21 protein-coding genes are annotated in these 23,800 nt (G+C 64.8%); 16 read left to right on the forward strand and 5 right to left on the reverse strand.

Going from position 1 to position 23,800, the window contains the following annotated elements; genetic code table 11:
- Nucleotides 1–62 precede the first annotated feature (62 nt).
- The 9 genes from gcvT (at nucleotide 63) to IAU67_RS01180 (ending at nucleotide 10,161) form a co-directional block, all read left to right on the forward strand.
- Nucleotides 63–1,250, forward strand: a complete 1,188-nt coding sequence (gene gcvT, locus IAU67_RS01140) for a glycine cleavage system aminomethyltransferase GcvT (RefSeq protein ID WP_151842714.1) — start codon at nucleotides 63–65, stop codon at nucleotides 1,248–1,250.
- 132 nt (nucleotides 1,251–1,382) lie between these two features.
- On the forward strand, nucleotides 1,383–1,766 hold the full coding sequence (gene gcvH / locus IAU67_RS01145) for a glycine cleavage system protein GcvH (protein ID WP_151842597.1): 384 nt from the start codon (nucleotides 1,383–1,385) through the stop codon (nucleotides 1,764–1,766).
- A 68-nt stretch (nucleotides 1,767–1,834) separates the two neighbouring features.
- Nucleotides 1,835–3,754 carry a type III secretion system chaperone family protein gene (locus IAU67_RS01150; RefSeq protein ID WP_151842596.1) on the forward strand — a complete coding sequence of 640 codons (1,920 nt, stop codon included), beginning with the start codon at nucleotides 1,835–1,837 and terminating at the stop codon, nucleotides 3,752–3,754.
- Between the two features lie 21 nt (nucleotides 3,755–3,775).
- Nucleotides 3,776–4,327 carry an orotate phosphoribosyltransferase gene (gene pyrE / locus IAU67_RS01155; RefSeq protein ID WP_151842595.1) on the forward strand — a complete coding sequence of 184 codons (552 nt, stop codon included), beginning with the start codon at nucleotides 3,776–3,778 and terminating at the stop codon, nucleotides 4,325–4,327.
- 228 nt (nucleotides 4,328–4,555) lie between these two features.
- Nucleotides 4,556–5,224 carry a TrmH family RNA methyltransferase gene (locus IAU67_RS01160; RefSeq protein WP_151842594.1) on the forward strand — a complete coding sequence of 223 codons (669 nt, stop codon included), beginning with the start codon at nucleotides 4,556–4,558 and terminating at the stop codon, nucleotides 5,222–5,224.
- A 179-nt stretch (nucleotides 5,225–5,403) separates the two neighbouring features.
- On the forward strand, nucleotides 5,404–6,564 hold the full coding sequence (locus IAU67_RS01165; RefSeq protein WP_151842713.1) for a glycoside hydrolase family 76 protein: 1,161 nt from the start codon (nucleotides 5,404–5,406) through the stop codon (nucleotides 6,562–6,564).
- A gap of 183 nt (nucleotides 6,565–6,747) precedes the next feature.
- Nucleotides 6,748–7,779 (forward strand): class II fructose-bisphosphate aldolase, encoded by a 1,032-nt coding sequence (gene fbaA / locus IAU67_RS01170; RefSeq protein ID WP_151842593.1) that lies wholly within the window; start codon nucleotides 6,748–6,750, stop codon nucleotides 7,777–7,779.
- Nucleotides 7,780–7,822: 43 nt separating this feature from the next.
- Entirely contained in the window at nucleotides 7,823–8,863 is a 1,041-nt protein-coding gene (locus IAU67_RS01175) for an endonuclease/exonuclease/phosphatase family protein (protein WP_225723550.1), read from the forward strand.
- A 35-nt stretch (nucleotides 8,864–8,898) separates the two neighbouring features.
- On the forward strand, nucleotides 8,899–10,161 hold the full coding sequence (locus IAU67_RS01180) for an FUSC family protein (protein ID WP_151842591.1): 1,263 nt from the start codon (nucleotides 8,899–8,901) through the stop codon (nucleotides 10,159–10,161).
- Here the strand turns inward: IAU67_RS01180 and IAU67_RS01185 are convergent.
- Complete coding sequence (locus tag IAU67_RS01185; RefSeq protein WP_225723543.1) at nucleotides 10,158–11,102, reverse strand: hypothetical protein; 945 nt, start codon at nucleotides 11,100–11,102, stop codon at nucleotides 10,158–10,160. The two genes, IAU67_RS01180 and IAU67_RS01185, sit on opposite strands and share 4 nt — an antisense overlap.
- Nucleotides 11,103–11,302: 200 nt before the next feature.
- On the opposite strand from IAU67_RS01185, the gene IAU67_RS01190 reads away from it, so the two are divergent.
- The gene (locus IAU67_RS01190; RefSeq protein WP_151842590.1) at nucleotides 11,303–12,592 is read left to right on the forward strand and encodes an adenylosuccinate synthase; all 1,290 of its coding nucleotides are present in this window, start codon (nucleotides 11,303–11,305) and stop codon (nucleotides 12,590–12,592) included.
- Here IAU67_RS01190 and IAU67_RS01195 read toward each other — a convergent pair.
- The gene (locus tag IAU67_RS01195) at nucleotides 12,589–13,362 is read right to left on the reverse strand and encodes an AMIN-like domain-containing (lipo)protein (RefSeq protein ID WP_151842589.1); all 774 of its coding nucleotides are present in this window, start codon (nucleotides 13,360–13,362) and stop codon (nucleotides 12,589–12,591) included. The two genes, IAU67_RS01190 and IAU67_RS01195, sit on opposite strands and share 4 nt — an antisense overlap.
- Before the next feature lie 69 nt (nucleotides 13,363–13,431).
- Between IAU67_RS01195 and IAU67_RS01200 the strand changes: the two genes are divergently transcribed.
- Together IAU67_RS01200 and IAU67_RS01205 are read left to right on the forward strand one after the other, a co-directional pair.
- On the forward strand, nucleotides 13,432–14,394 hold the full coding sequence (locus IAU67_RS01200) for a nucleoside hydrolase (protein WP_151842588.1): 963 nt from the start codon (nucleotides 13,432–13,434) through the stop codon (nucleotides 14,392–14,394).
- Between the two features lie 117 nt (nucleotides 14,395–14,511).
- Nucleotides 14,512–16,158, forward strand: a complete 1,647-nt coding sequence (locus tag IAU67_RS01205) for an alpha/beta fold hydrolase (protein ID WP_151842587.1) — start codon at nucleotides 14,512–14,514, stop codon at nucleotides 16,156–16,158.
- An 8-nt stretch (nucleotides 16,159–16,166) separates the two neighbouring features.
- On the opposite strand, the gene IAU67_RS01210 is transcribed toward IAU67_RS01205, so the two are convergent.
- Nucleotides 16,167–17,435 carry a YibE/F family protein gene (locus IAU67_RS01210; protein ID WP_151842586.1) on the reverse strand — a complete coding sequence of 423 codons (1,269 nt, stop codon included), beginning with the start codon at nucleotides 17,433–17,435 and terminating at the stop codon, nucleotides 16,167–16,169.
- 111 nt (nucleotides 17,436–17,546) lie between these two features.
- The gene (gene metE / locus IAU67_RS01215) at nucleotides 17,547–19,829 is read right to left on the reverse strand and encodes a 5-methyltetrahydropteroyltriglutamate--homocysteine S-methyltransferase (RefSeq protein ID WP_151842585.1); all 2,283 of its coding nucleotides are present in this window, start codon (nucleotides 19,827–19,829) and stop codon (nucleotides 17,547–17,549) included.
- Nucleotides 19,830–20,223: 394 nt separating this feature from the next.
- Between metE and IAU67_RS01220 the strand changes: the two genes are divergently transcribed.
- The 4 genes from IAU67_RS01220 to IAU67_RS01235 are packed head-to-tail and all read left to right on the forward strand — an operon-like array spanning nucleotide 20,224 to nucleotide 23,352.
- A complete protein-coding gene (locus IAU67_RS01220) occupies nucleotides 20,224–21,012 on the forward strand; it encodes an ECF transporter S component (RefSeq protein WP_151842711.1) in 789 nt (262 codons plus the stop codon).
- Entirely contained in the window at nucleotides 21,009–21,701 is a 693-nt protein-coding gene (locus IAU67_RS01225) for an energy-coupling factor transporter transmembrane component T (protein ID WP_151842710.1), read from the forward strand. Before IAU67_RS01220 ends, IAU67_RS01225 begins: the two co-directional genes overlap by 4 nt.
- A gap of 40 nt (nucleotides 21,702–21,741) precedes the next feature.
- Nucleotides 21,742–22,128 (forward strand): hypothetical protein, encoded by a 387-nt coding sequence (locus tag IAU67_RS01230; protein ID WP_151842584.1) that lies wholly within the window; start codon nucleotides 21,742–21,744, stop codon nucleotides 22,126–22,128.
- 45 nt (nucleotides 22,129–22,173) lie between these two features.
- The gene (locus IAU67_RS01235; protein WP_151842583.1) at nucleotides 22,174–23,352 is read left to right on the forward strand and encodes an ATP-binding cassette domain-containing protein; all 1,179 of its coding nucleotides are present in this window, start codon (nucleotides 22,174–22,176) and stop codon (nucleotides 23,350–23,352) included.
- A 21-nt stretch (nucleotides 23,353–23,373) separates the two neighbouring features.
- On the opposite strand, the gene IAU67_RS01240 is transcribed toward IAU67_RS01235, so the two are convergent.
- Nucleotides 23,374–23,796 carry a Rieske (2Fe-2S) protein gene (locus IAU67_RS01240; RefSeq protein ID WP_151842582.1) on the reverse strand — a complete coding sequence of 141 codons (423 nt, stop codon included), beginning with the start codon at nucleotides 23,794–23,796 and terminating at the stop codon, nucleotides 23,374–23,376.
- Between the last annotated feature and the right edge of the window lie 4 nt (nucleotides 23,797–23,800).

Raw genomic sequence — 23,800 nt, forward strand, 5'->3', positions numbered from 1 at the left:
TAACGCTAGGAAGCCTAGGAAGCCTAGGACACTAGGAAGCCTAAGAACACTTAAGGAGCATGATGAGCAAGGACATCAAACACACTGCCCTGCATGGTGTGCACGAAAAGCTGGGCGCACGTTTCACCGACTTCGGCGGCTGGGACATGCCGTTGAAGTACACCTCTGAGCTGGATGAGCATCACGCGGTGCGCAAGAACGTGGGCGTGTTCGACCTATCCCATATGGGAGAGGTGCGCGTGACCGGGCCGGAGGCTGCGGAGTTTTTGGATCACGCGCTGATCTCGCGCTTGTCCGCCGTGCCGGTGGGTAAGGCGAAGTACTCCATGATTTGCGAGAGCGATGGCGGGATCATCGACGACCTGATTACCTACCACCTGGCCGAGAACGAGTTCCTGGTGGTGCCGAACGCCGGGAACGTGGCCCCTGTGGTCCGGGCTCTGAACGAGCGCACGGTCAGCTTCGACGTGACCGTGAACAACGAGTCCGATGACACCACGATGGTGGCCGTCCAAGGCCCGAAGGCCACGGAGGTAATGAAGGAGGTCGTGGACAATGTCACCGATGCTCCCGAGGCATCCGGCGCGGGCACGACCGTGAACGACGCCATCGATGGGCTAGGCTACTACGCCGCCTTCCAGGGAATTGTTGCTGGTCAGCCGGCGATTGTGGCCCGCACGGGCTACACCGGTGAGGACGGCTTTGAGATCATCGTGGCCAACGACGCCGCTGAGGTGGTGTGGGAGACCGTGATGACCGTGGCGGATCGCCTGGGTGGCCTGCCATGCGGCCTGGTTTGCCGCGATACGCTGCGCCTGGAGGCCGGCATGCCGCTGTACGGCAACGAGCTGTCCTTGGATCTCACGCCGGTGGATGCCGGTCTGGGCGTGCTGGCTGCGACGAAGTCGAAGGATAAGTTCGTGGGTCGCGACGCGATCGTGGCTGCCAAGGAAGAGGGCACGAAGCAGACGCTGGTGGGCCTGGTGGGCGAGGGTCGCCGCGCCGCTCGCGGTGGCTACGAGGTCTTCGCCGCGGGCGAGGATGGCAACCCTGGCGAGTTCTCCATCGGCCATGTGACCTCGGGGGCGTTGTCACCGACGCTGGGGCACCCTGTTGCGTTGGCGTATGTGTCGAAGGAGGCTGCTGAGTCCGCCACGGCGTCCGAGGGTGCGACCGTGGAGGTCGACATCCGCGGCAAGCGTTTCCCGTACCGCGTGGTGGCGTTGCCGTTCTACAAGCGGGAGCGCTAAAGCCCACTGCGGCCACACACTCACACCGACGTGAACACCCACGCGCCGCCGCCGGTGCGTGGTGTAATCTGATCAACCGAAAACACCTGCTCAACGTTTCGTTGAGCAGCTTCCACACAAGAGGAGAAGACTATGTCCGCACTGCCACAAGATTTCCTGTACTCCGAAGAGCACGAGTGGGTCAACACCAACGCCGTGGAGGAGGGTGCCACCGTGCGCGTGGGCATCACCCACATCGCTACCGAGGCTCTGGGCGAGATCGTGTTCGTCGAGCTGCCTGAGGTGGGCTCTGAGGTTGAGGCCGGCGAGGCTTTTGGCGAGGTGGAGTCCACCAAGTCCGTGTCCGACATCTACGCTCCCGTGTCCGGCGAGGTCGTGGCCATCAACGAGGCGTTGGAGGATAACGCTGGTCTGGTGAACGAGGATCCTTACGGCGAGGGTTGGCTGTACGAGGTGAAGGTCACCGAGTCCGGCGATCTGATGGACGCGGAGGCCTACGCCGAGGCGAATGAGTAACAGCCTGTTGTGAGTCCGTGTGTTTGCCCCGCGCTGGTGTTGTAGGGGCAGCACGGTATCCTAACACCATGACTTCACCTGTTGTGGCCCTGTTGTTGGGGCTTGTCCTTGTAGCTGCTGCCGTGTGGCTGTTGCTCAGGCAGCGTTCACAAGGTGGAGGCGGTGATTCTTCGTCCTTTATACCGACGCCCACCAGCGAGCGTTCGCACAGCTCGCGGGGGACAGAGCGGGCCTCGGATGATCCGGCTGCGGCTGCCCGCCACGACGGCACGGCGGCTTCCCGCCACAGCGGAAAGCCCAGCGCTGGTTCCGCGGGAGAGTCCGGTTCTGATGCGGCGCCGCAGGAGGAGTACTTGGGGTTGGAGCCCGAGGTAGCTCCCACTGAGGAGATGGAGGGGATTATCGAGAACACCCCTGCTGGGGTGTTGGAGATCGACCGGTCTGCTGAGCGTGAGGCGGCGTCGGCGTCGAAAAATTTTGATGTGCTGTCCGGGGGACGGCGCAAACGCCGCGCGTGGGCGCAGGCGCATGAGTGCGAATACGTCAAGACGGACGCCCACGTGGCCGATGACTGGCCACAGTTGGTGCTGGGCCGGGTGGAGCAGGAGAGTGGAGAGACCCCAGTTCTCCGGGACGTCGTCAGTGGTTTCTTCCGCGGCTACCCCGTCATCATTGGGGATGTGAATCGCTCGACGGTGTTGGCCATGCGCCGCGCGGAGCCGAGCCCCGCGCACGTGGTGTACACGGTGCACGGGGAACTGCCTCACGGGCTGCGCCGCGCAGAGCGGTGCGACCACGACCCCTACTTCGCCTTTACCAATGACATCCGTGCCCTGGACCGGATGCTGGACGATCGAGTTTTGGACGGCCTGGCGGCGTTGTCCCAGGTGGCAGACCATATTGAATGGGAAGGCCGCTGGCTGTATGTGCGCATTTCCCGCAAATTGGACACCAGTGTGTGGGACCAGATTTTGCCTCATCAGTTCCACATGGCGAATGCGGCGATGGTGCTACCGCCGATGTACTCTAACGTGCCTCTCGAGTTTGAGCGGGCGGATCCCACGCGGGCTGTTCCGGGGAGTGAGTGGAGCATTCCCACGGCGCGGGACTCTCGCTTCGAGTTGCCTGATGCTGCGGCAGAGGATGCCGCAGCAGGGGAGGCAGAGGCTGAGACGTGCTCCGAGACCGGCTCCGAGGTAGTGGCCGAGACTGGCGCCGAATCCAGAAGCGACGCGGCAGCGAACACCGCTGACGGTGCGGCTCAGAACCGTCCCGGTTACCTGCGGGCGGTGCCGGACGCTGGAGCGAACAGTGCACACGCTGACCGTTCCGGCGCGTCCGCCGATCGCTCCGGGGCTGTTGATGATGAGGTCGGCGGCGATCAGGCCGGCAGTGGTGAGACCGGTCAGGACGCCGACGAGTCAGACCCGGCGGGCTCGACTGCCTCGACTGACTCGGCCGGCGCAGCTCACACCAGCGTGCCCGACCCCCACAACCCGGACATCACCCGGCCCGCAGCCAAGGTGGTATTCCCCACGCGAGCCCGCTCCCGCACCGAAGGGGACATGGAGGACTACTCCGCCAGCCACCTGACGGAAGAGACCCACACCCTCCCGAAGCTCGGGGAGGACCCCGATCACATCAGCCCGTCGACCGCCCAGCGCCCGCACGTACTCCGTGCGGACGCGGGCACGAAGGCCACCATCTTCGATGACGTGGACGAACCCGACGTCGATTATGTAGAGCCGGAGTTCGATCGCCCGGGTGAGGAAGCGGGCGGCGCGGCGGCGTCGGGACCACGGGATGAGGAACCCCGTGACGAGATGACACAGGCGGATGTGCTGGCGAGTCGGCGTCGGGAGAAAAATACGGGCAAGCACCGCGCACCGGACGCGCGGCATGCCCGCCCGGAGCCGATCGAGCCGGTGGAGATCGAGACGGTCGACGCGGAAATCGTGGACATTAACCACAACAAGAACAACTTCTAAACACAACCCATAAGGACAATCATGACCACCCCACACGTGAATGACGAGAAGAAGACCCGGCTGGCCGAACTGGTGAAGGAGCTTGCCGTGGTGCACGGCCGCGTCACCCTGTCCAGCGGCAAGGAAGCCGACTACTACGTGGACTTGCGCCGCGCGACGCTGCACCGCGAGGCGTCTAAGCTCATCGGCGAGCTGCTGCGCGAACTCACGAGCGACTGGGACTACGCCCACGTGGGCGGCCTCACCCTGGGCGCGGACCCCGTGGCTACCGCCATCATGCACGCAGGTGACGGCGTGGATGCGTTCGTGGTGCGCAAGGAAGCGAAGAAGCACGGGATGCAGCGCCGAATCGAGGGGCCGGATATTGAGGGGAAGAAGGTGCTGATCGTGGAGGACACCACCACGACCGGCAACTCGCCGCTGACGGCAGTGGCCGCGGCGAAGGAGGCCGGAGCCGTGGTGGTGGGAGTGGCTACCGTGGTGGATCGCGCGACCGGCGCGAAGGATGTCATTGAGGCTGAGGGTGTGGAGTATCGCTCGCTGCTGGGGTTGGAGGATCTGGGCCTGGCCTAGGGTTTCATTGTCTGGGCTTCTGAGAACCGGCACTTTTATCGGTTTATCGGTTTATCGGCTCGTGAAGTTTTATCGGTTTATCGGTTTATCGGTTCGTGATTGCGCCGGGTGAGCTAGGCGGCCCGTGGCCCTGACCCGCACAGCCACCCCGACCCGCACAGCCACCCCGCCTTGCCGACTGACTACGCTAAGGGTGGCCGAAAGCACAAGGCATGAGGAGTGGAAGAGATGAGCGATCAGGACAAGCCGGGCCCCACGGAGTGGTTCCCGCATCCGGTGGGCGTGGGCCCGTGGGAGCAGCAGAACCCCGGCCAGCCTCGCCCGACGGACCCGCAGTACGACCCCGACCTGCTGGACAATGGCGATACCCGCAACGTGGTTGACGCGTACCGTTATTGGTCCCGCGATGCGATCGTCGCTGATATTGATACCCGACGCCACCAGCTCCACATCGCGATAGAGAACTTCGAAAATGACTCGAATATTGGGACGGTCGTGCGCACCGCCAACGCTTTCGCGGTGGACACCGTGCATATCGTGGGGCGGCGGCGGTGGAACCGCCGCGGTGCAATGGTGACGGACCGCTACCAGCACCTACAGCACCATGAGACGGTCAATGATGTGCTGGAGTTCGCGGCCCGCGAGGGGTTGACGGTCGTTGCCGTGGACAACATTCCGGGGTCTATTCCCCTGGAAACGGCGGAGCTTCCGGAGCGGTGCCTGCTGCTCTTCGGCCAGGAAGGCCCGGGAGTTACGCCGGAGGCTCAAGCGGCGGCCCGGATGACGGTGTCCATCGCGCAGTTCGGCTCCACGCGTTCCATCAACGCCGGTGTGGCTGCGGGTATCGCCATGCACGCGTGGATACGCGCGCATGCCGACTTGAATAAGGCCTGGTAAACCCCGACCCTCGCGCCGTGACGATGGTGAAGAATCAGGTTTCGTACCGTGGACCCACTTGTAGGCACCTCCGGTGTTCACACAGATCAGATGTTTGCCGCGCTTGTTTGCCGCGCTGGTGGAGGACGCGCCGGACGGTGGCAGAAATCCAGTGACCTCAGGCACAATTGAATATTGTGATGCACAACGCCAAGGAACAATGGGACCACCGGGCCGACCTCTCAGAACAGGCGGTCGTCGACCGTCACCTCTCCTCGCTGTGGAGAATCCCGGGCACCTCCCTTGGCGTGATCGCCTGGCCGCCCACGACCAGGGATAAGCTCTTCGTCCGCTGGCACTACTGGTGGCAGGCACACCTGCTGGACAACATGGTGGATGCGGCGACTCGCCGCCCCACCAAGGCGCGCCTGAACCGCATCCGCCGACAGATCCGCGGCATCAAGGTGCGCAACCTCTCCAAGCTCACGGCCAACCACTACTACGATGACAAGGCCTGGCTGGCCCTGGCTCTCGGGCGTGTGGCGGACATGCAGAAGCTGGGCGATCCGCGCGGCCGCACCGAGCTGATCGACAACATCTACGACGGCGTGGACTCCCTCACCGGAGTGCTGCCGTGGCGCACCAATGAAACCTTCTACAACACCCCCACGAACGGGCCCGCCGCCATCATCGCCGCCCGCAACGGCAACCTGGAGCTGGCCGAAACGCTGGTGGACTGGACCTTCGACCACCTGATTAACGACGACGGCCTGGTGATGGACGGCATGCGTATGCGCATGCACGGCCCGGAGATCGTCACTGCGATCCACCCCTACTGTCAGGGCGTGATGCTGGGTGCCCTGGTGGAGTTGGCCAACGCGCAACGCCGCGCCGCCGGAGTGCAGCCCGGCGAGGTGTCCGACGTGGGGATGAAGCACATCACCCGTGCCCACGGACTGGTGCAGGCCATCGCCGATACACGCACAACCGACGACGGAGTCTTGCATTTCCAGACGGGTGGCGGCGACGGCGGCCTGTTCAACGGAATCTTGGTGCGGTACTTAACTGTGGTGGCGAACGCTTTGGCGTCGTCGGGTCATCAATCGGATCAGGCACGAGCGCAAGCACGACAGATGGTGCTGCAGACAGCAGAATCGGCGTGGCGGTACCGCCTGGAGATTGATGGGCTGCCGGTATTCGGCGCGGATTGGACGAAGGACGCGGTGATGCCACAGTCCGGCGGACTCGTGGGGTCCACCATCGCCGGTGCGGTCAGCAGTTCCGATATTGCAGAGCGGGATATGTCCGTGCAGCTGTCCGGCTGGATGCTGATGGAGGCCGCGGTCAGGCTGTGGGATTAGGCTGCGTATCGGGCAATCACGCGGCATAGAAAAGCCCCCAAAGGCGGGGGAAAACCCACACGCGGGGATGCCGGCAGCAACATTAAATGGGTAAACAAGGCATAATCGGATAGCGAAAACCTAACTTTTCCCGACCAGACATGACCCGTGGGCGAAACCCGCGGAGCAAGGTGAGGACACACTATGCCTATTGCAACCCCAGACGTCTACCGCGACATGCTGGACAAGGCCAAGGAAGACGGCTTCGCTTACCCAGCCATCAACTGCACCTCCTCCGAAACCATCAACGCAGCGCTGAAGGGCTTCGCTGATGCGGAATCCGATGGAATTATCCAGTTCTCCATCGGTGGTGCGGAGTTCGGCTCCGGACTGAACGTCAAGAACAAGGTTGCAGGAGCCTGCGCACTGGCAGCGTTCGCTCACGAGGCCGCCAAGCACTATGGCGTGAACGTTGCTCTGCACACCGACCACTGCCAGAAGGAAGTGCTGGACGACTTCGTCCGTCCCCTGATCGACATCTCCCAGAAGCGTGTCGACGCCGGCGAGCTGCCACTGTTCCAGTCCCACATGTGGGACGGTTCCGCCGTGCCGATCGACGAGAACCTGGAGATTGCGCAGGAGCTGCTGGAGAAGTCCCGCAAGGCCAACATCATCCTCGAGGTGGAAATCGGCGTGGTCGGCGGTGAAGAAGACGGCGTGGAGGCCAAGGCTGGCGCGAACCTGTACACCACGGAAGAGGACTTCCTGAAGACCATCGACGCCCTCGGCACCGGTGACAAGGGCCGCTACCTGCTGGCCGCCACCTTCGGAAACGTCCACGGCGTATACAAGCCAGGCAACGTGAAGCTGCGCCCAGAGGTCCTGGACATGGGCCAGAAGGCCGCCGCCAAGAAGCTGGGTCTGGCCGAGGGTGCCCAGCCTTTCGACTTCGTGTTCCACGGCGGATCCGGCTCCGAGAAGGAGAAGATCGAGGAGTCCCTGCGCTACGGCGTGATCAAGATGAACGTGGACACCGACACGCAGTACGCGTTCAGCCGCCCTGTGGCTGGCCACATGTTCGATAACTACGACGGCGTGCTGAAGGTCGACGGCGAGGTGGGCAACAAGAAGGCTTATGACCCACGCTCCTACCTGAAGAAGGCAGAAGAGGCCATGTCCGTGCGCGTTGTGGAGGCCTGCCAGGACCTTCACTCTGCTGGTACGTCCCTGAAGTAAAACCCGCACAACCCTGCGTGAAGCGGTTATACTTCCAAGTGTGATGAGACCGCCCCAGCTAGCGCGCAGCCGAACGATCATCGGCGCGATCCTGGCTGTGGGCGGTCTTGTGTGGACCTCCACCGCCTTGTGGCCCAAGGCCACCGAGGTGCTGCCGGGCTTGCCGGCGTTGCAGGCCAGTGCCTTCGTGGGCGGCATCCTGGCCGTCTTTGGCCTTGCGCTGATTGTCCGCGCGCGCCGGGCACTCGCCGTGCTGGCGGTGATGGTGTTGGTGGTGGTGATCGCCCCACGCATCGGCACCCTGAACTGGTTCGGCCCGGACCCGAACGTGCGCGTGATGGCGCTCAATACCGCTCTGGGGAATGCCGACGACGGAGCCATCGTCGATAGACTTCGCGAACTCCAGCCGGATCTTGTGTCCCTCTCGGAGACCACCCCGGATGAGATCCGGCGCGTGACCGCCGCCACGGGCTTCGTGGCGATGAGTAACGCAGAGCCGGGAAGCGGCGGCGCTGACGGTGTGGTGCTTCTGGCCAACCCGGACGGGCGCCTGGCGTCCCTGGTCACGCAGGCAGAGAAGGTGGACCCGGAGAAGAAGCCCGAGGCGAATCACGAGTACGCCGATGTGGCCCGGGATGCCGACGTCACCCGTTTCCAAATGCCCACCGTGTACACGCCCAGCTGGCATTTCCGCGGCAGCCGGGCGGGTGCCGTGGCCGAAGTTCCCGTGACGTTCGCCGGCGTGCACGTGGTGGCCCCCGTGGGTTCAGAGGACCGCAAGGCCTGGGACGAGGAACTGGAAGGGCTGCAGTCCTGGACGGCGCAGCGCAACCGCACCACCGACGTGGTGCTGATGGGAGACTTCAACGCCACCCGCTGGCACCCGCGCATGAGGGACTTCAGCAACACCACGGACTGCACGGGGCATGCGGCGGCGCGCCCCACGTGGCCGGCCTTCGCGCCGGTGATCCGCCTGGATCACATCCTCACCACCGGATCCTGTGGGGAGGCGGGCACATTCCGCGTCAGCGGCACGGACCACCTGGGAGTGTGGGCCGACATCGCGTTCCGGAAGAAGGACTAACTGGGCTGTAGGACCCAGATGGCACAATGTAGAGCATGAGCACGCACAAGCACAGTAGCTGGGACGAATCACGGCGCAACGATCCCGTGGATCCCTCGTCCCGTGCTGCTCGGCTGCGCCGTTTCATCCGCTCCAGCGCGCCGGGCGTGCGCAGTGCCGCGCAAACGCTCACGCGCCAGTGGCCGAAGCGCGGCGCGATGCGCGTGCGGGAGAAGTTCATCTTCGCGCTGCAGGCAGCCATCGCGGCGGCGCTGGCCTTACTGATCGCGGAGAACGTGTTCGGCCACGAGAATGCGTTTTTCGCCCCGATGGCCGCCGTCATCAGCTTGGGCGTGTCCGCCGGGCGGCGAACCCGGCGAACCTTCGAGCTCACGCTGGGCGTGGCCGTGGGCATCGGCATTGGTGACGTGGTCATCGGCCTCATCGGAGGTGGCTATTGGCAGGTCAGCCTGGTGGTGTTCTTAGGCATCATCATCGCCAGCTTCGTGGACAAAGGCGTGATTGTTGCCACCCAGTCGGCGAACACGGGCGTGCTGATCGCCACGCTGATCCCGCCGGGCTCGGAGGACACGTGGGGACGTATGATCGACGCCCTAGTGGGCGGTCTCCTCGGCATCCTGGTCATGGCCCTGATTCCCAATTCACCGCTGCGCCCCGCGCGCCACGTGATGTCTGAGCTGCTCGCCAAGGCGGCCCTGGTGCTGGATGACGTGGCCACCGGGATGAAACGCATGGACTACGGGTTGATCGAGGAAGCCCTGCAGCAGGCCCGCGGCACCCAAGCCGCGGTGAACAACATGCTGAACCAGGCCGGCGGCGGCGCGGAAATGGTGGCGGTCAGTCCGCTGTATTGGAACGCCAAGCGGCACACCCGCACCATGAACCGCACGCTGGGGCCGGTGGATAACACGATGCGTAACACGCGGGTGCTTGCCCGGCGCGCGGTGGTGATGGTGTCCGATGGGGTGGAGCCCACGCCCGCGATGCACTCCATCTTGAGCGAGCTGGCCAATGAAATTGGCCACCTCTCGGCGGTCTTTTCCGAAGGGGGGACCCGCGGCACGCGCCGGGAGTCCGTCGAGATTCCAGAGATCGTCCGGAACTTGCAGCGCCTGGCCGGCCAGTGCACCCTGGACGTGGCCGAGGGCACGGGGCTGTCCGGCACCGTGGTGTTGGCGCAGATCCGGTCCATCATCGTGGACACGCTGGAGGTGTGCGGCTACTCCCACGAATCGGCGATGGCAGCCCTGGCGCCCACGGTGGAGAGCCCCTCCGTGCCGCCGGAAGTGTGGGACTAGCGGTTGAAGGTCACGAACTGTCCATCGCGCAGGTGGCGATAGAACGTCACCGAGGTGAGCGGCCGCGGATGCGGCACCCCATCGCGCGTGACCTGCATATCCAGGCCGCCGGCCTGCAGTGCACGGCCCGAGGTAACCGTGGGTTGCGCACGCTCCGCCCGTGCACGGGCCGACAGGCTGGAGAACAGTCGGGACCAGGACAGCCGAGGAATCAGTGGCTTCCGAGGTGTGGCCACAAGGCCCGGAGCCGTGGCCGTGGGCACCATCGTCACACCATTGTTGAAGCCCCCGAGATCATGGGCAGGACCATACGCAGACGCGCCCTCAGCGTCTTCAGCTCCCTGAGCTCCCAGGTGGTTGTAGATGGTCTTACTGTCCACGATCACTTCACCGATCAGCTCTGCGGCCTCCCCATCCGCATTCATCGGCCCGGTGATCTGGGCCTTCGCCAACGTCACCAGGCCATGATCGTCGCGGATCACTGGATGTGGCGTGGCCGGAGCCGTCACCACAGTAGTCACTAATTGTGCGAGAGCCTCCTCGGATGCGTCCACATCGATGCCCCAGGCGCGAGCCACATCAGAGTCCTGAACAGGGAGGTAGGCAACCTCCACCCACAACGCGTCGATACGCATCAGTTTGGTGACCACAGCGGACAGTGCGGCGTCGGTTCCAGAGACAACGATGCGCACCGGCTCGCTGACAGTATGCGGATCAGGTTGCGGGGCACCCAGGTGGGCAACGTCGGGCTGCGCGGCAATCTCATCCAGCGACGGCGTGGAGCCCACCACAAAACGCTCCGGGATGGAATCCAGGAACTTCAACTCGGAACGCGTGGGGATCTCTGCCGTTTCTCGGACCTCGACATCCGACGGGAAAGACGGGGCGAGGCGAGCATGGCGCTGCTGGGCCGCCGCACCGCAATTGAGCAACAACAACATGACTCCCACAATAGCGCCCGGACGCAAGGGGTCGGCCGCGACAGTGCCGCGGGGCTTAACACCGCTGGACGTGCAAGTCTTGCTAAAATACCAAGACGTACAGGCGGGACACGTGTGCACTCACAGATCATGCGCGCACGTCCGCACAGGCATGCCCAGACATGCCCACATACGACAAAACTTATAAGGATGAGCCCAACATGGCAGCAATCATCGTCGTCGGAGCCCAATGGGGAGACGAAGGTAAAGGCAAAGCAACCGATATCCTCGGCGGACAAGTCGACTACGTCGTCAAGCCCAACGGCGGCAACAACGCAGGTCACACCGTTGTTGTTGGTGGAGAGAAGTACGAACTGAAGCTCCTGCCAGCCGGTGTGCTCTCCGAAAATGCAACGCCCATCATCGGCAACGGCTGCGTGGTGAACCTCGAAGCCCTCTTCGAGGAAATCGACGGTCTGGAAGCACGCGGCGCCAAGGCCTCGCGCGTGCGCGTCTCTGCCAACGCGCAGCTCGTCGCGCCGTACCACGTTGCCATCGACCGCGTGGCGGAGCGTTTCCTGGGCAAGCGAGCCATCGGCACCACCGGCCGTGGCATCGGCCCCACCTACGCTGATAAGGTCTCCCGCGTGGGCATCCGCGCGCAGGACCTGCTGGATGAATCCATCCTGCGACAGAAGATCGAATCCGCCCTGGACCAGAAGAACCAGATCCTGGTGAAGATCTACAACCGCAAGGCCGTGGACGTGGACGACGTGGTGGAGTACTTCATGGGCTACGCCGAGCGCCTGAAGCCCATGCTGATCGACGCTACCTACGAGCTGAACAAGGGCCTCGACGAGGGCAAGCACGTGCTGATGGAGGGCGGCCAGGCGACGATGCTGGACGTGGACCACGGCACTTACCCGTTCGTGACGTCCTCCAACCCCACCACCGGTGGCGCGTGCGTGGGATCCGGCATCGGCCCCACGCGCATCACCGCGTCGCTGGGTATCATCAAGGCCTACACCACCCGCGTGGGTGCCGGCCCATTCCCCACGGAGCTGTTCGACAAGTGGGGCGAGTTCCTGCAGACCACAGGCGGCGAGGTGGGTGTGAACACCGGACGTACCCGACGCTGCGGTTGGTATGACAGCGTGATCGCCCGCTACGCCTCCCGCGTGAACGGCTTCACGGACTACTTCCTGACCAAGCTGGACGTGCTGACGGGCATCGGCGAGATCCCGATTTGTGTGGCCTACGACGTGGACGGCGTGCGTCACGACGAGATGCCGATGACGCAGACGGAGTTCCACCACGCCACCCCGATCTACGAAACCATGCCCGCATGGGACGAGGACATCACCGGGTGCCGGACCTTCGACGAGCTTCCTGAGAAGGCGCAGGCCTACGTCAAGCGCCTGGAGGAGCTGTCCGGCTGCCGCATCTCCTACATCGGTGTGGGCCCAGGCCGCGACCAGACGATCGTCATCAACGACGTGCTGGAGAGCTAGCGCGCCTTAAAGTCCACCACGATCCGCGGCGGCCCGTCGAGGTATGTCACGGAGTAGGGGACCTTGCGCGTGAGCCCGATGACGAACTGCGACCGGGCCTCGAACTGGCCGGCGTAGTTCACCTCGGTCACCACGGCGTCCCGCGGTTCGCCGTCGCCTGTGGTCGTCCCTGGATGCACCCCAGGCTTCAGCACTGTGCGCCCGTCCTGCCGGGCCGCTTCCTCCAGGTCGATGGGCGTCATCTCCACCCCGAGGTCCAGCGCGTACTGCCCCGCAACGTCAATGGGATGCCCCGAGGCCTGGTGCGCGGCGGTCGTCCCCAGCCGCGTGTACCACCCCGCAGGCCCCGACCCCTCGAGCTCGATGACCACCCGATCGAAGCCGTCGTGGTGCCCCACCCGCACCGCCACGGGCCTTACATTGGACCCGGCCGCGGGGTGCTGGGTGCGGTCGTCGAGGGATGCCTCGCCCATCATGGTCGCGCCGGGCTTGTCCGTATCCGTCTTAGCTTGATCCGACGCCACCTCGCCCGATCCTTTCCCGTCCCGCGTCGTGGTGGTCGCTGTCTGCGTCGCTGTCTGGGTGTGCGTTTGCGTGTGTGTCCGCGACTCGGTGACGGTGCTGGTGGCTCCGCCGCTCGAACTGCCGCCCGCACCGTCACCCGAACCGTTACTACTGCACGCTCCCGCCAGCAGCGCCGCCCCCATGAGCGCCGCGGCCACACCCCTGCGCGCCCACCTGCTGTGTCTTCTTACTTCATGGCCCGTCATGCCGCCATTCTACGTGCGCACTGCCCCGACCGCGCCCGACCGCGCCCGCCCGCGACTACGCTGGAACCCATGCCTGACTCCGCCGCCTCCGTCCCCGTTGTTGTCGCTGATGTTGATACGGGGATAGACGACGCCCTGGCTCTCGTCTACCTCAGCCATCTCCACGCGCAGGGGCGTATCCAACTGAGGGTCACCACCAGCGCCGGGAACTGCGGGGCCGCGCAGGCCGCCGCCAACAGCGTGGATGTTCTCAAGACGTGCGGGCTGCGCGTTCCCGAGGACGTGCCCGTCATCGCCGGCGCAGCCGCCCCGGAGCACGTGGAGCTCACCACCACACCGGAAACCCACGGCCCGACGGGCCTGGGTTACTGGTCTACCGAAACACCTGCCGAGGACTATGAACCCAACCTCACGGCAGCGCTCACGAGCTGGGAGGGGGCGGAGCTGGTGTTGGTGGCCGGGCCGGCGTCGAATATTACCCACGCAGAGCACGGCGCGCGGGTGACGATGATGTGCGGCGCGTTCGATTATCCCGGCAACACCACCGCAACGGCGGAATGGAACGCGTGGGTGGACCCGCATGCGCTGCGCGGGACGGTGGAAGCGGACACAGCGGAGGCGGGCACGGTGGCGGGGGAGCGGCCCACGATCTGCCCGCTCAACGTCACCGAGCGCGTGCTGCTGCGACCCGATCGGCTGGAGCGGTGGGCGTCGGCGCTGCGGGGCAGCGGCATGGACCGCCTGGCGCGACTGATGGAGGACGCGCTGCGGTTCTATTTCGAGTTTCACGAGTCGGTGGGCGTGGGGTACTGCGCGCAGATTCACGACCTGGCCGCGGCGATGGTGATGCTGGATACGGTGGAGCATCGCACGCGGCCGGGGCGTGTCACCGTGGACGTGGAGGGGGAACGACGCGGCACGACCAGCGTGGAGTGGGGCGATACGGAGCGGGCCAACGCGGACATTCTGGTGGAGCTGGCGCCGGAGGAGGTGTTCCGGGAGTTTGAGCGGGTTGTGTTGGGGTTCGCGTGAGGGGTGGACGCAGCGCGATAGTTATGACAGCATAAGAAATGCTTCATGTTTGACGTAACGCAGTGAGCGGCCGGCAGCTCCCAGGCGCCCCGCCCGCTCACCCACGGAGAGGAACCCATGACATTTGCCCAGCACGCACGACCCCCACACGGCACACGCACGCGATCCCGCACCGCCGGGAAATCCGCAAAGGCGCGCTGGGGCCTGCTTGCCGCACTTACTCTGGTAGGCGGACAAGCCGCCGTGCCCGCCGCGTTTCCTAGTGCTCTTCCCACAGCCTCCGCGCAGACGGACCTGACCTGGGGAGACTGCCCGAAGGCATCCTTCACCGCGCCGGGCACCATCTGCACCGAGGTGCAGGTTCCGAAGGACTACAGCAACCCTGCGGGCGAGAAGCTCACCCTGACCGTCAGCAAAATCCCCGCGCGCGGCGAGAAGCGCGGCGTGATCGCCGGAAACCCGGGAGGCCCCGGTGGTGACGCACTCGGCATGTTCACCAGCGGCGAGAAGGAGGACATCGAGATCCCCCGCGTCACGATGCCCGAGAAGATCCGCGAACACTACGACCAGATCGCCGTGCAACCGCGCGGACTCTCCCACGCAGAGCCGTTGACCTGCGGCGCAACGGAGTTCCCCATCCCGGCTGACCTGTTCGTGGGCGGCATCGCCCACGAGCTGTGCGAGACCCTGCAGCCTGGGCTGGTGGACTCCATCACCACCGAAAACACCGCGCGGGACCTCAACGAAGTCCGTACACAGCTGGGTGAGGAGCGCCTGAACCTCTACGGCGTGTCCTACGGCGGCGTGCTCATGTCCACCTACGCCACCCTGTTCCCGCAGCACACCGACCACATCCTGTTGGACTCCTCCGCAAGCCCGAAGGCCCAGTGGTTCGGTTTGGGGGAGAGCCGGCAGGGCGCGCGCCGGGACACCCTGATGGCCATGTTCCAGTGGATCGCGGATCGTGACGACCAGTACGGACTGGGCACCACACCGCTGCAGGTGTACCAGCGCTGGGCTCAGCGCGTGAACGAAGAAACCGGGGTACCCGCGCAGCTCACGCCACCGCCAGCGCAGGTGGGTGACCTGCCCACCGGCCTGCAGCAGCACGCCGGCGTGGTCCTGCCCGTGGTGAACGACGCGATCCCACCCATCTGGCGCCTCTACTCCGGCTGGTCCACCCTCACCCGCCTGGCCCCAGGAGCCAGCAACCAGTCGCCGCTGTTCGCGGCCACCCTACAGAACGGACTGTATGACGAATCCAGCTGGGGAGACCTGGCCGAGTACGTCCGCGACGGCAAGCCCCACGACAACAGCGAGAAGCTACTGGAGAACATCGTCGAGGACGACGAAGCGCTGCTGGACTTCATCGAATCCCAGGTGACCCTCAACACCGTCATGCAGTCAGTCTTCTGCAACGAAAACACCACGCCACCGGCACGCGAACGCCTGCTGCCACACATCGTCGATAGCCTCACCGGAGGCGACGCCCTCAAGCAGGTCGACGAAGGGATCGCCACCGGTGCGGTCTGCATGGGATGGCCACTTCCGAAGGCTCCCGTGAAGGTCAGCGGCCAGGCTCTCCAGACCAAGCCGCTGCTGATGGTCTTCGACAAGGACAGCGCCACCACCGCCCAGGCCACCACCGACATGCAGGAAGCCATGGGTGGAGAGATCATCACCCTGGAGGGCTACAGCCACGGCGTGATGGCTCACGCCAGCGATAAGGTGGCCGACAAGGTGAACGCCTACTTCGGGCTCTAAGCCTTCCCCTAAGCCTGCGGTTGCGGCTTCGGTTTCGTCTGCGGCGCCCGGACCGTCAGCGCGGCAATGGCGGTGGCCAGGGGCACCGCCATGACCAGGGCAATCGCGCCCGTGGCCGAGCGGAGGATCTCCGTTGCCATCACATCACTGGTGAGAATCTGCTCCAGGGGACGGCTGGAAGTGCTGAGCAACAGCAGCATGGGCAACGCTACACCCGTGTAGCTCAACACCAACGTGTACACCATGGACGCGATATGGTCCCGGCCCACCCGCATCGCCGACTGGAACAAGTCCCACGGCGACCAGTGCGGGTTAGCCTCGTGAAGCTCCGTGACCGTGGACGACTGGGCAATCGTCACGTCGTTCAGCACACCGAGCGCACCGATAATCATCCCGGCGAGCATCAGACCCTGGATATCGATACCCGGCAGGTACAGCAAGATATTGAGGTTGTTCTCATCCCCCAGACCACGGATGCCCGCGGAGTGAACCGCCAGCGCGGACAGCCCCACCGCAATGCCCAACGCCAACAGCGTGCCGCCCAACGCACTGGCCGTTTTCCAGCTGGCCCCATGAACCAGGAACAGCACCAGGAACAGCACGCTCGCGCCGCACACCAACGCCACCGTGACGGGGGAGCCACCATGGGTGAGGCTGGGGATCAGGTACACCACGATCATGAGCAGCGTGAGCGCCAAACCCACGATCGAGCGGGCTCCGCGCCACGTGCCGATCAGCACAATCAGCGCCACCGTGGCTGCCAGCCACCACCACATCGTGGAGGAACGCTGGAAATCCTGGAAGGCATAGAGCGGCGCATCCGTCGGCGCCACCTCCGGGGAAACCTGACCTGAGTGCGTCAAGAGGATCGAGTCTCCCTGCCGCAGGTCCGGGCTACCGGGGAGATCCGGGTGCACCTCCAGCACGGTGCGCTGACCGGCATGGTCCCCCGAGGTGATGTCCACCAGCGCCTGCGTGCAGTCCTTCGGAGCGAAGCGATCCTCTGGCGGGGCGGTGCTGAAGACCGTGCCGATGGCAGGGGAGTTGCACTGACCCGGCTGGAGGGCGAACACCGTGCCCTTCGCGAGCTCGCCGGTGAGGCTGGTGTTCGTCTCGAACGCCTCCGAGGTGTCCACAGGATCCGAGGACGGCCAGGTGAGCAGCAAACCCAGGGCCGAGGCACAGGCCACAAGAATAAGGAAAGCGCCCAGCACGAGCCGCGGGAGCGACAGGGTGGACTGCGCAGAGCGTGCGGAGTGCGCGGAGTGTCTAGCCATGAGCTAACCCTATGTCACAGGCCATACAATTCACAGCCCATACAATGCTGAAAAAGTGCCCCACCGGGATAACCCAGTGGGGCACTGTGTCAGCGCGCTATAAAGCGGCGTTTACGCGTCCAGCTTCTCGCGAGCGCTCAGAGCAGCTGCAACCAGCACCTTCAGGGAGCTGGTGGTCTCTTCCCAACCGCGGGTCTTCAGACCGCAGTCAGGGTTGATCCACAGCAGGGATGGGTCCACGGAGTCCAGAGCGTCGGACACCAGGGTGTCGACCTCTTCCTGGGAAGGAACACGTGGGGAGTGGATGTCCCACACGCCTGGGCCCACGCCCAACTCGTAGCCCTCGTCCTTCAGAGCCTTCAGCACCTGCATGCCGTTGCGGGCAGCCTCGATGCTGGTGACATCTGCGTTCAAGTCGGAGACCGTGTCGATCAGCTCGTTGAACTCGGAGTAGCACATGTGGGTGTGGATCTGGATCTCGTTGGCAGCGCCAGAGGTTGCCAGGCGGAAGGAGCCCACGGCCCACTTCAGGTATTCAGGCTGGTCCTCCTTGCGCAGTGGCAGCAGCTCGCGGATGGCAGGCTCGTCCACCTGGATGATCTGGGCGCCGGCGGCAACCAGGTCGTCGATCTCGTCGCGCAGAGCCAGGGCCACCTGGTCTGCGGTCACGCCCAATGGCTGGTCGTCGCGGACGAAGGACCAGGCAAGCATGGTGACCGGTCCGGTCAGCATGCCCTTGACTGGCTTGTCGGTCAGGTCGGCAGCAACCTTGTACCAGTCCACGGTCATCGGGTTCGGACGGGAGACGTCACCGTAGATGATAGGTGGACGGACGCAACGGGAACCGTAGGACTGAACCCAAGCGAACTCGGTGGACAGGTAGCCCTCCAGCTGCTCGGAGAAGTACTGCACCATGTCGTTGCGCTCTGGCTCGCCGTGCACCAGCACGTCGAGTCCCAGCTCCTCCTGGCGACGGATCACGTCGGCAACCTCGTCGCGCATGGCCTGGGTGTAGGCGGCGTCGTCGATCTCACCCTTGCGGTGCTTCGCACGTGCAGCGCGGATCTCGGAGGTCTGAGGGAAGGAACCGATGGTGGTGGTCGGCAGAGGAGGCAGGTTCAGGGACTTCTGCTGAGCCTCGCGGCGAACCTTGAGGTCGTCGCGGGTGCGGTCGGCGTCGGTGATGGCGTCCTGGCGAGCGCGAACCTCAGAGTTGTGGGTCAGGTCGGAGCTGTCGCGGTCCGCCTTGGCGGCACGTGCAGCCTCAACGGCAGCCTTGTCCTCGTCGGTCTCCTCGCCACGCAGCAGGCGGGACAGGACGGCAACTTCCTGGATCTTCTCGTAGCCGAAGGCCAGCCAGTCGCGAACAACTAGGTCGCCCTCGCGCTCCAGGGAGTAAGGAACGTGCAGCAGGGAGCAGCTGGTGGACACGGCAACTGGGCCGCGCTCCTTCAGAGCCTTCAGGGTCTCCAGGGCTGCGTCCAGGTCGGTGCGCCACACGTTACGGCCGTCCACCACGCCGGCAACCAGCAGCTCGTCGCCGGTCCATGCAGGCAGCTCGGTGCCGCCGTAGACCAGGTCCACACCGAATGCGGACACGCCGGAGCCGCTCAGCAGCTCGATGGCCTGGTTTCCGTCGCCGAAGTAAGTCTGAACCAGCAGCTTCAGACCCTTGTCCTGGGCGATGCCGGCCAGCTTCTCGTAGCCTGCACGTACGCGGTCCAGCACAGCCTTGTCGATGGCGGTGACCAGGGAAGGCTCGTCGAACTGCACCCAGGTCACGCCACGGTCGGCGATGCGAGGCAGGAGGCGAGCGTAGGCGTCGAACACCTCTTCCAAGTGATCCAGGGCGTCGGACTCATCGGTGGTGCGGGACAGGGACAGGTAGGTCAGGGCGCCAATCAGGACGGGGCGCACGGACTCGCCTGCGCGGGTGACCTGGTCGCGCAGATCCTCCAGCCATGCCTGGTCCTCCAGCTGGATACGGGTCGACGCCGACAGCTCTGGAACCAGGTAGTGGTAGTTCGTGTCGAACCACTTCGTCATGGCGGATGCTGGCTGCGTCTTCGTGCCGCGAGCTGCTGCGAAGTAGCGGTCGATGAACGGAGGCAGGCCGTCGTTGGCGTGGTCCTCGATGTCCAGCACGCGCTCCGGGAGGGTGCCCAGCAGGGCGGAGGTGTCCAGGATTGCGTCGTAGTAGGAACGGCCAGCGTACGGTGCGGCCTCGATGCCGGCGTTCAGGACGGTGTCCGTGTAATCGTTGGTCAGGCGGGTGGCGGTGGAGGCCAGCGCGCGACCGGTGGAGGAATCGCGCCAGTAGGTTTCTAGCGCCTTCTTGAGTTCGCGATCAGGTCCGATGCGTGGGACCCCGGCAATTGTTGAATGGAAAGTCATCACTTAATCCTTATATCTGCTGATCGCGCCCAGTCCAGGGCTCCAGTAGGGCGACCATGGTGCATGTAACAGTGTGCGGTTAACATTGTGCTGCAAGGTGCGTGGGATCGAACAAAAGCGATCCGCGGTTACTTGCGTGCCATCAAGCCTGCACTAGACCGCTCTGTCTGTCAAATGGGAAAAGTAGTGCCCTGCTCGCGTATGGGGGTAAAAGCTGCCGATGAGGGGCGATGAGGGTTGCAGCCGCGGAACTTGCACGAAGTGCTCATCGTGGGTCACGATAGAGGCGTTCGCGACCACCCCGGAGGTGACATTACGGGGTATAAGAAGTACTAAAGGGGAAGAACCAACACCCATGAGCGCATTGTCACGCAAAGATCTCTCCACTGCTCCCATGCCCGCCTGGGCGAAGGCAGTGCTGGCCCTGGCTGTCCTGTGTGTGGTCGCCACGTGGTCTTACCTTGTCATCACCCAGCCTACGGATTCTCAGTGGGAATCCCTGGCGGACTCGCATAGCTCCACCATCGCCCTGGTGGGATTCTTGGTCCCCGCGATTTTGGCGCTGATCGTGATTGTGCCCCGCCTGCCCGTGCGCACCTTAGGGCTTCTGCCCGTGGCGCTGGCGCTCAACATTATTCTGGGCCAGGTCATTGGCACGATGGGCCTGCCCGTGCCTCTCTACCTGGACTCCATCGGTACCGTGCTGGTGGGAAGCCTGGCGGGCCCTGCCGCGGGCATGACCACGGGTATCCTGTCCTCCCTGATCTGGGGCACGTTCAACCCCACGGTGGTTCCCTTCGCCGCGGCGTACGCCTTCGTGGGTATCGCGGCGGGCCTGCTGCGCAAGCTCTTCCTGTCCGCGTGGTGGAAGGTGGCTCTGGTGTCCCTGGTGGTGGGCTTCATTACTGCGTTGCTGTCCGCGCCCGTCGCCTCCTTCATCTTCGGTGGCACCGCGGGCACCGGCACCGGCCTGCTGGTGAGCTTCTACCGCTCCCTCGGCTTCGACACCATCACCGCCGTCTTCCTCCAATCCTGGACCTCCGACCCGATCGATAAGTTGATCGTCTTCACCATCGTGTGGCTGGTGATTCGCGCGTTGCCGCAGCGTGCGCGCCGTACCTTCGCACCCGAGGCGAAGGCAGGGACGAACGCAGAGGCGCCAGCGACCGCACCGCGTCCATGAATCCTTTAACGCCGCTGACCTTCGCCGCCTGCGCCGTGGCCGTCACCCTGATCGCCGATTCCGTCTGGGTGTCCGCGGGAATGTTGACGGTGGCGGCGTGCCTTGCCCTTTTTTATCCGACGCCCAGCCGCCGTCCCTTCCTGCTCTCCCTCGGAATGGGCGGCCCCGCATTCATCGGTTTTTTGCTGATGTATGCCCCGTTTGGGCAGCACAGCGGCTGGTTCATCTTCACCACAGACGGAACACGCATCGCGTTAGAACTCGGCTTGAAGTTCATGACCGCGGCGGCGGTGGGGCTCACCATCGGAAGCTTTGTACACCTCGACCAGCTGATGCGTGTGCTGCAGACCCGGCTCCCGGCGCGCCTGGTGTACGTGTTGGGCTCGACCTTTCGTCTGTATCCCATGGCCCGGGCGCGCCTGGAGACCATCAAGCAGGTGCAGATCACCCGCGGCGTGGATGTGACCGGGATCCGCGGCACGATGCTGCTGATCCTCCCGCTGATTGTGGGACTGGTGGACGACGCGGCGCAGCGCGCCCGCCCCTTGCAGCGCGCCGGCTTTGGCGAGGCTGGGCCGCGCACCGTCTTGCGCCCGGTGGGGGATAGGCCCGCCGAGCGCGTAGTGCGACTAGCGGCCGTGGCTGGGGTGGTGGCCGTGGGGGTGTGCGCCGGCGTCGGGATTATATAGGTAACGGCACTGTAGGGGCTACTGGGTAGCATGAGGGATTATGGCGAAAAAGAAGGCGAACAAGAAGAACTCCCGGAATAAGGCGGCGGTGAAGGAAGCACAACGCCAACGGGAGGAGGCTAAGCGGCAGGCGATGCTGGATCGGGAGATGGCCGATCGCAAGCAATCGATGCTGCAAGACCTCTTCCTGGCCGTGGTGCTGTTCGTGGTCTTCATCATGAGGGAGCGCACCTTTGACATGCTGGGCCAGCTGTTGGGCCTGGTGATGAGCTGGCTCGTCGGCCTGATTGTGGTGGATCTGTTCTACCTGGCTCGGCGCAAGCCGCGGCCGGTGGACTGGAAGAAGAGGATCCTGCCCGCGGCCGGGATCGGGGTGGTGGTCTTCGTTCTCGCCTTCGTGATCCCGGCGCGGATGCTGGGACTGTAGCTTGTACGCGAGCACAACAGACAACCACACAACGGGGAAGAGCACATGCCCATCACAACGTATATCTGGGGAGACAGCGGATCCGGCCTGTCCGAACGCGCCTGGGACATCGCCGAGCGCACCGGCGCGGCGTGGGTGGGCAACAATGCCCAGTCCCACATCAGCATGATGCGCTCCACCGTCCGCGACGAGTTGGCAGTGGCGATGGAGCAGCGCGGCGTACCAGTGCCAACGATGGAAGCGGCCGTGGATGCAGCGCTCGTGCAGTGGGGCTTGACCGAGCAGGCCGACCAAGACCCCATGTCCCTGTCCACCGGCCAGACCCGGCGCGTCGCCATCGCCCAGGCACTGCTGGCCGGTCCCACCGCGCTGGTCCTGGACTGCTCCTGCGACGGCCTGGACACGGACGCGGTCACCCTGCTGCGCGATGTGCTGATGGACTTCCCCGGCGAGGTCACTGTGGTGGACCGCGTGCGCAACGCCCTGGCGGACAGTGCCCAGCACGTCGAGCACATCACCGGCGCTCACGAACCGCCGCCCCGGATCGACGAACTCGTTACGCGGTCTCGCCGTGCCCCAAAAAATCCGACGCCCAGCCTCGCCACCCCACAGGCTGCCTTTACCGCCACGGAGCTCGTGATTGAGAGAGGCCACAGCACCATCGGACCGGTGAGTGTTACTGCCCCCGCCGGAGCCATCACCCATGTGGCAGGCCCCAACGGCTGCGGAAAAACCACCCTCTTCCTGGCAGGGCTGGGTCTCGTGCCGAAAAAACAGCTCGTGCACGGAACCCTCGAGTGCGCCGGACGCTTCGGCTGGTGCCCCACAGATATGGACTCCGCCGTCACACGCAAGAGCGTGCGCGAAGAACTAGAGCTGGGAAGCAGCGCGGAGCTCGCCCGCGCAGCCATGGACTTCGCCCAGCTCAACGACGTTGCCGACCAGCACCCCCTGGATCTGCCCTCAGCACGGCGCCGGATCGTCCTCGTGGCGGCGGCGATGGTGCGCGCGCCGGGCGTCGTATTTCTCGATGAACCCACGGTGGGCCTGGACGCACCGGGCGCGGCCGCATTGGCCGACCTTATGAGGCGGTACGTGGCAGGCGAGTACCACGCGAGCATCGGGCGCGACGGGGAGACGCCCGCGATCGTGTGGAGCTGCCACGACCCCCACTACGCCGCCGCAGTGAGCGACTACAGCGTGCAGATCGCGTTGACGCGCTAGCGTGCAAATCGCGCCGCAGCGCTAGCCCGTGATCTCCACCTGGTCGCCCTTCACCGCGACCGACTTCGCACCGGACATGCCCACGCGGGACGGGCCGGAGAGAACCTCGCCGGTGGTGATGTCGAACTCAGAGCCATGCTTCGCGCAGATCGCGACCTTCTTGCCCTCGAACTCGCCCAACTTATTGATATCGCCCTGGGCATGAGGGCACACGCGCGAAAACGCCACGAACTGGCCCTCCGTGGGCTGGGAGACAATCCACCGATCCATGATGTACGCGCCACCGACCGGAATCTCCGCGGCAGCAACCTGGGCAACCTCATCAGAGGATCCACACGCGGCAAGAAGCGCCCCGGCAGCCGTAGTCGCAGTGACAACAGCCGCGCCCTTCAGGAAAGAACGGCGCGAACACGAAAACTGAGCATCCTGAGCAGCAGAAGACATGACC

Source organism: Corynebacterium zhongnanshanii (genome assembly GCF_014490575.1).
Taxonomy (GTDB): domain Bacteria; phylum Actinomycetota; class Actinomycetes; order Mycobacteriales; family Mycobacteriaceae; genus Corynebacterium; species Corynebacterium zhongnanshanii.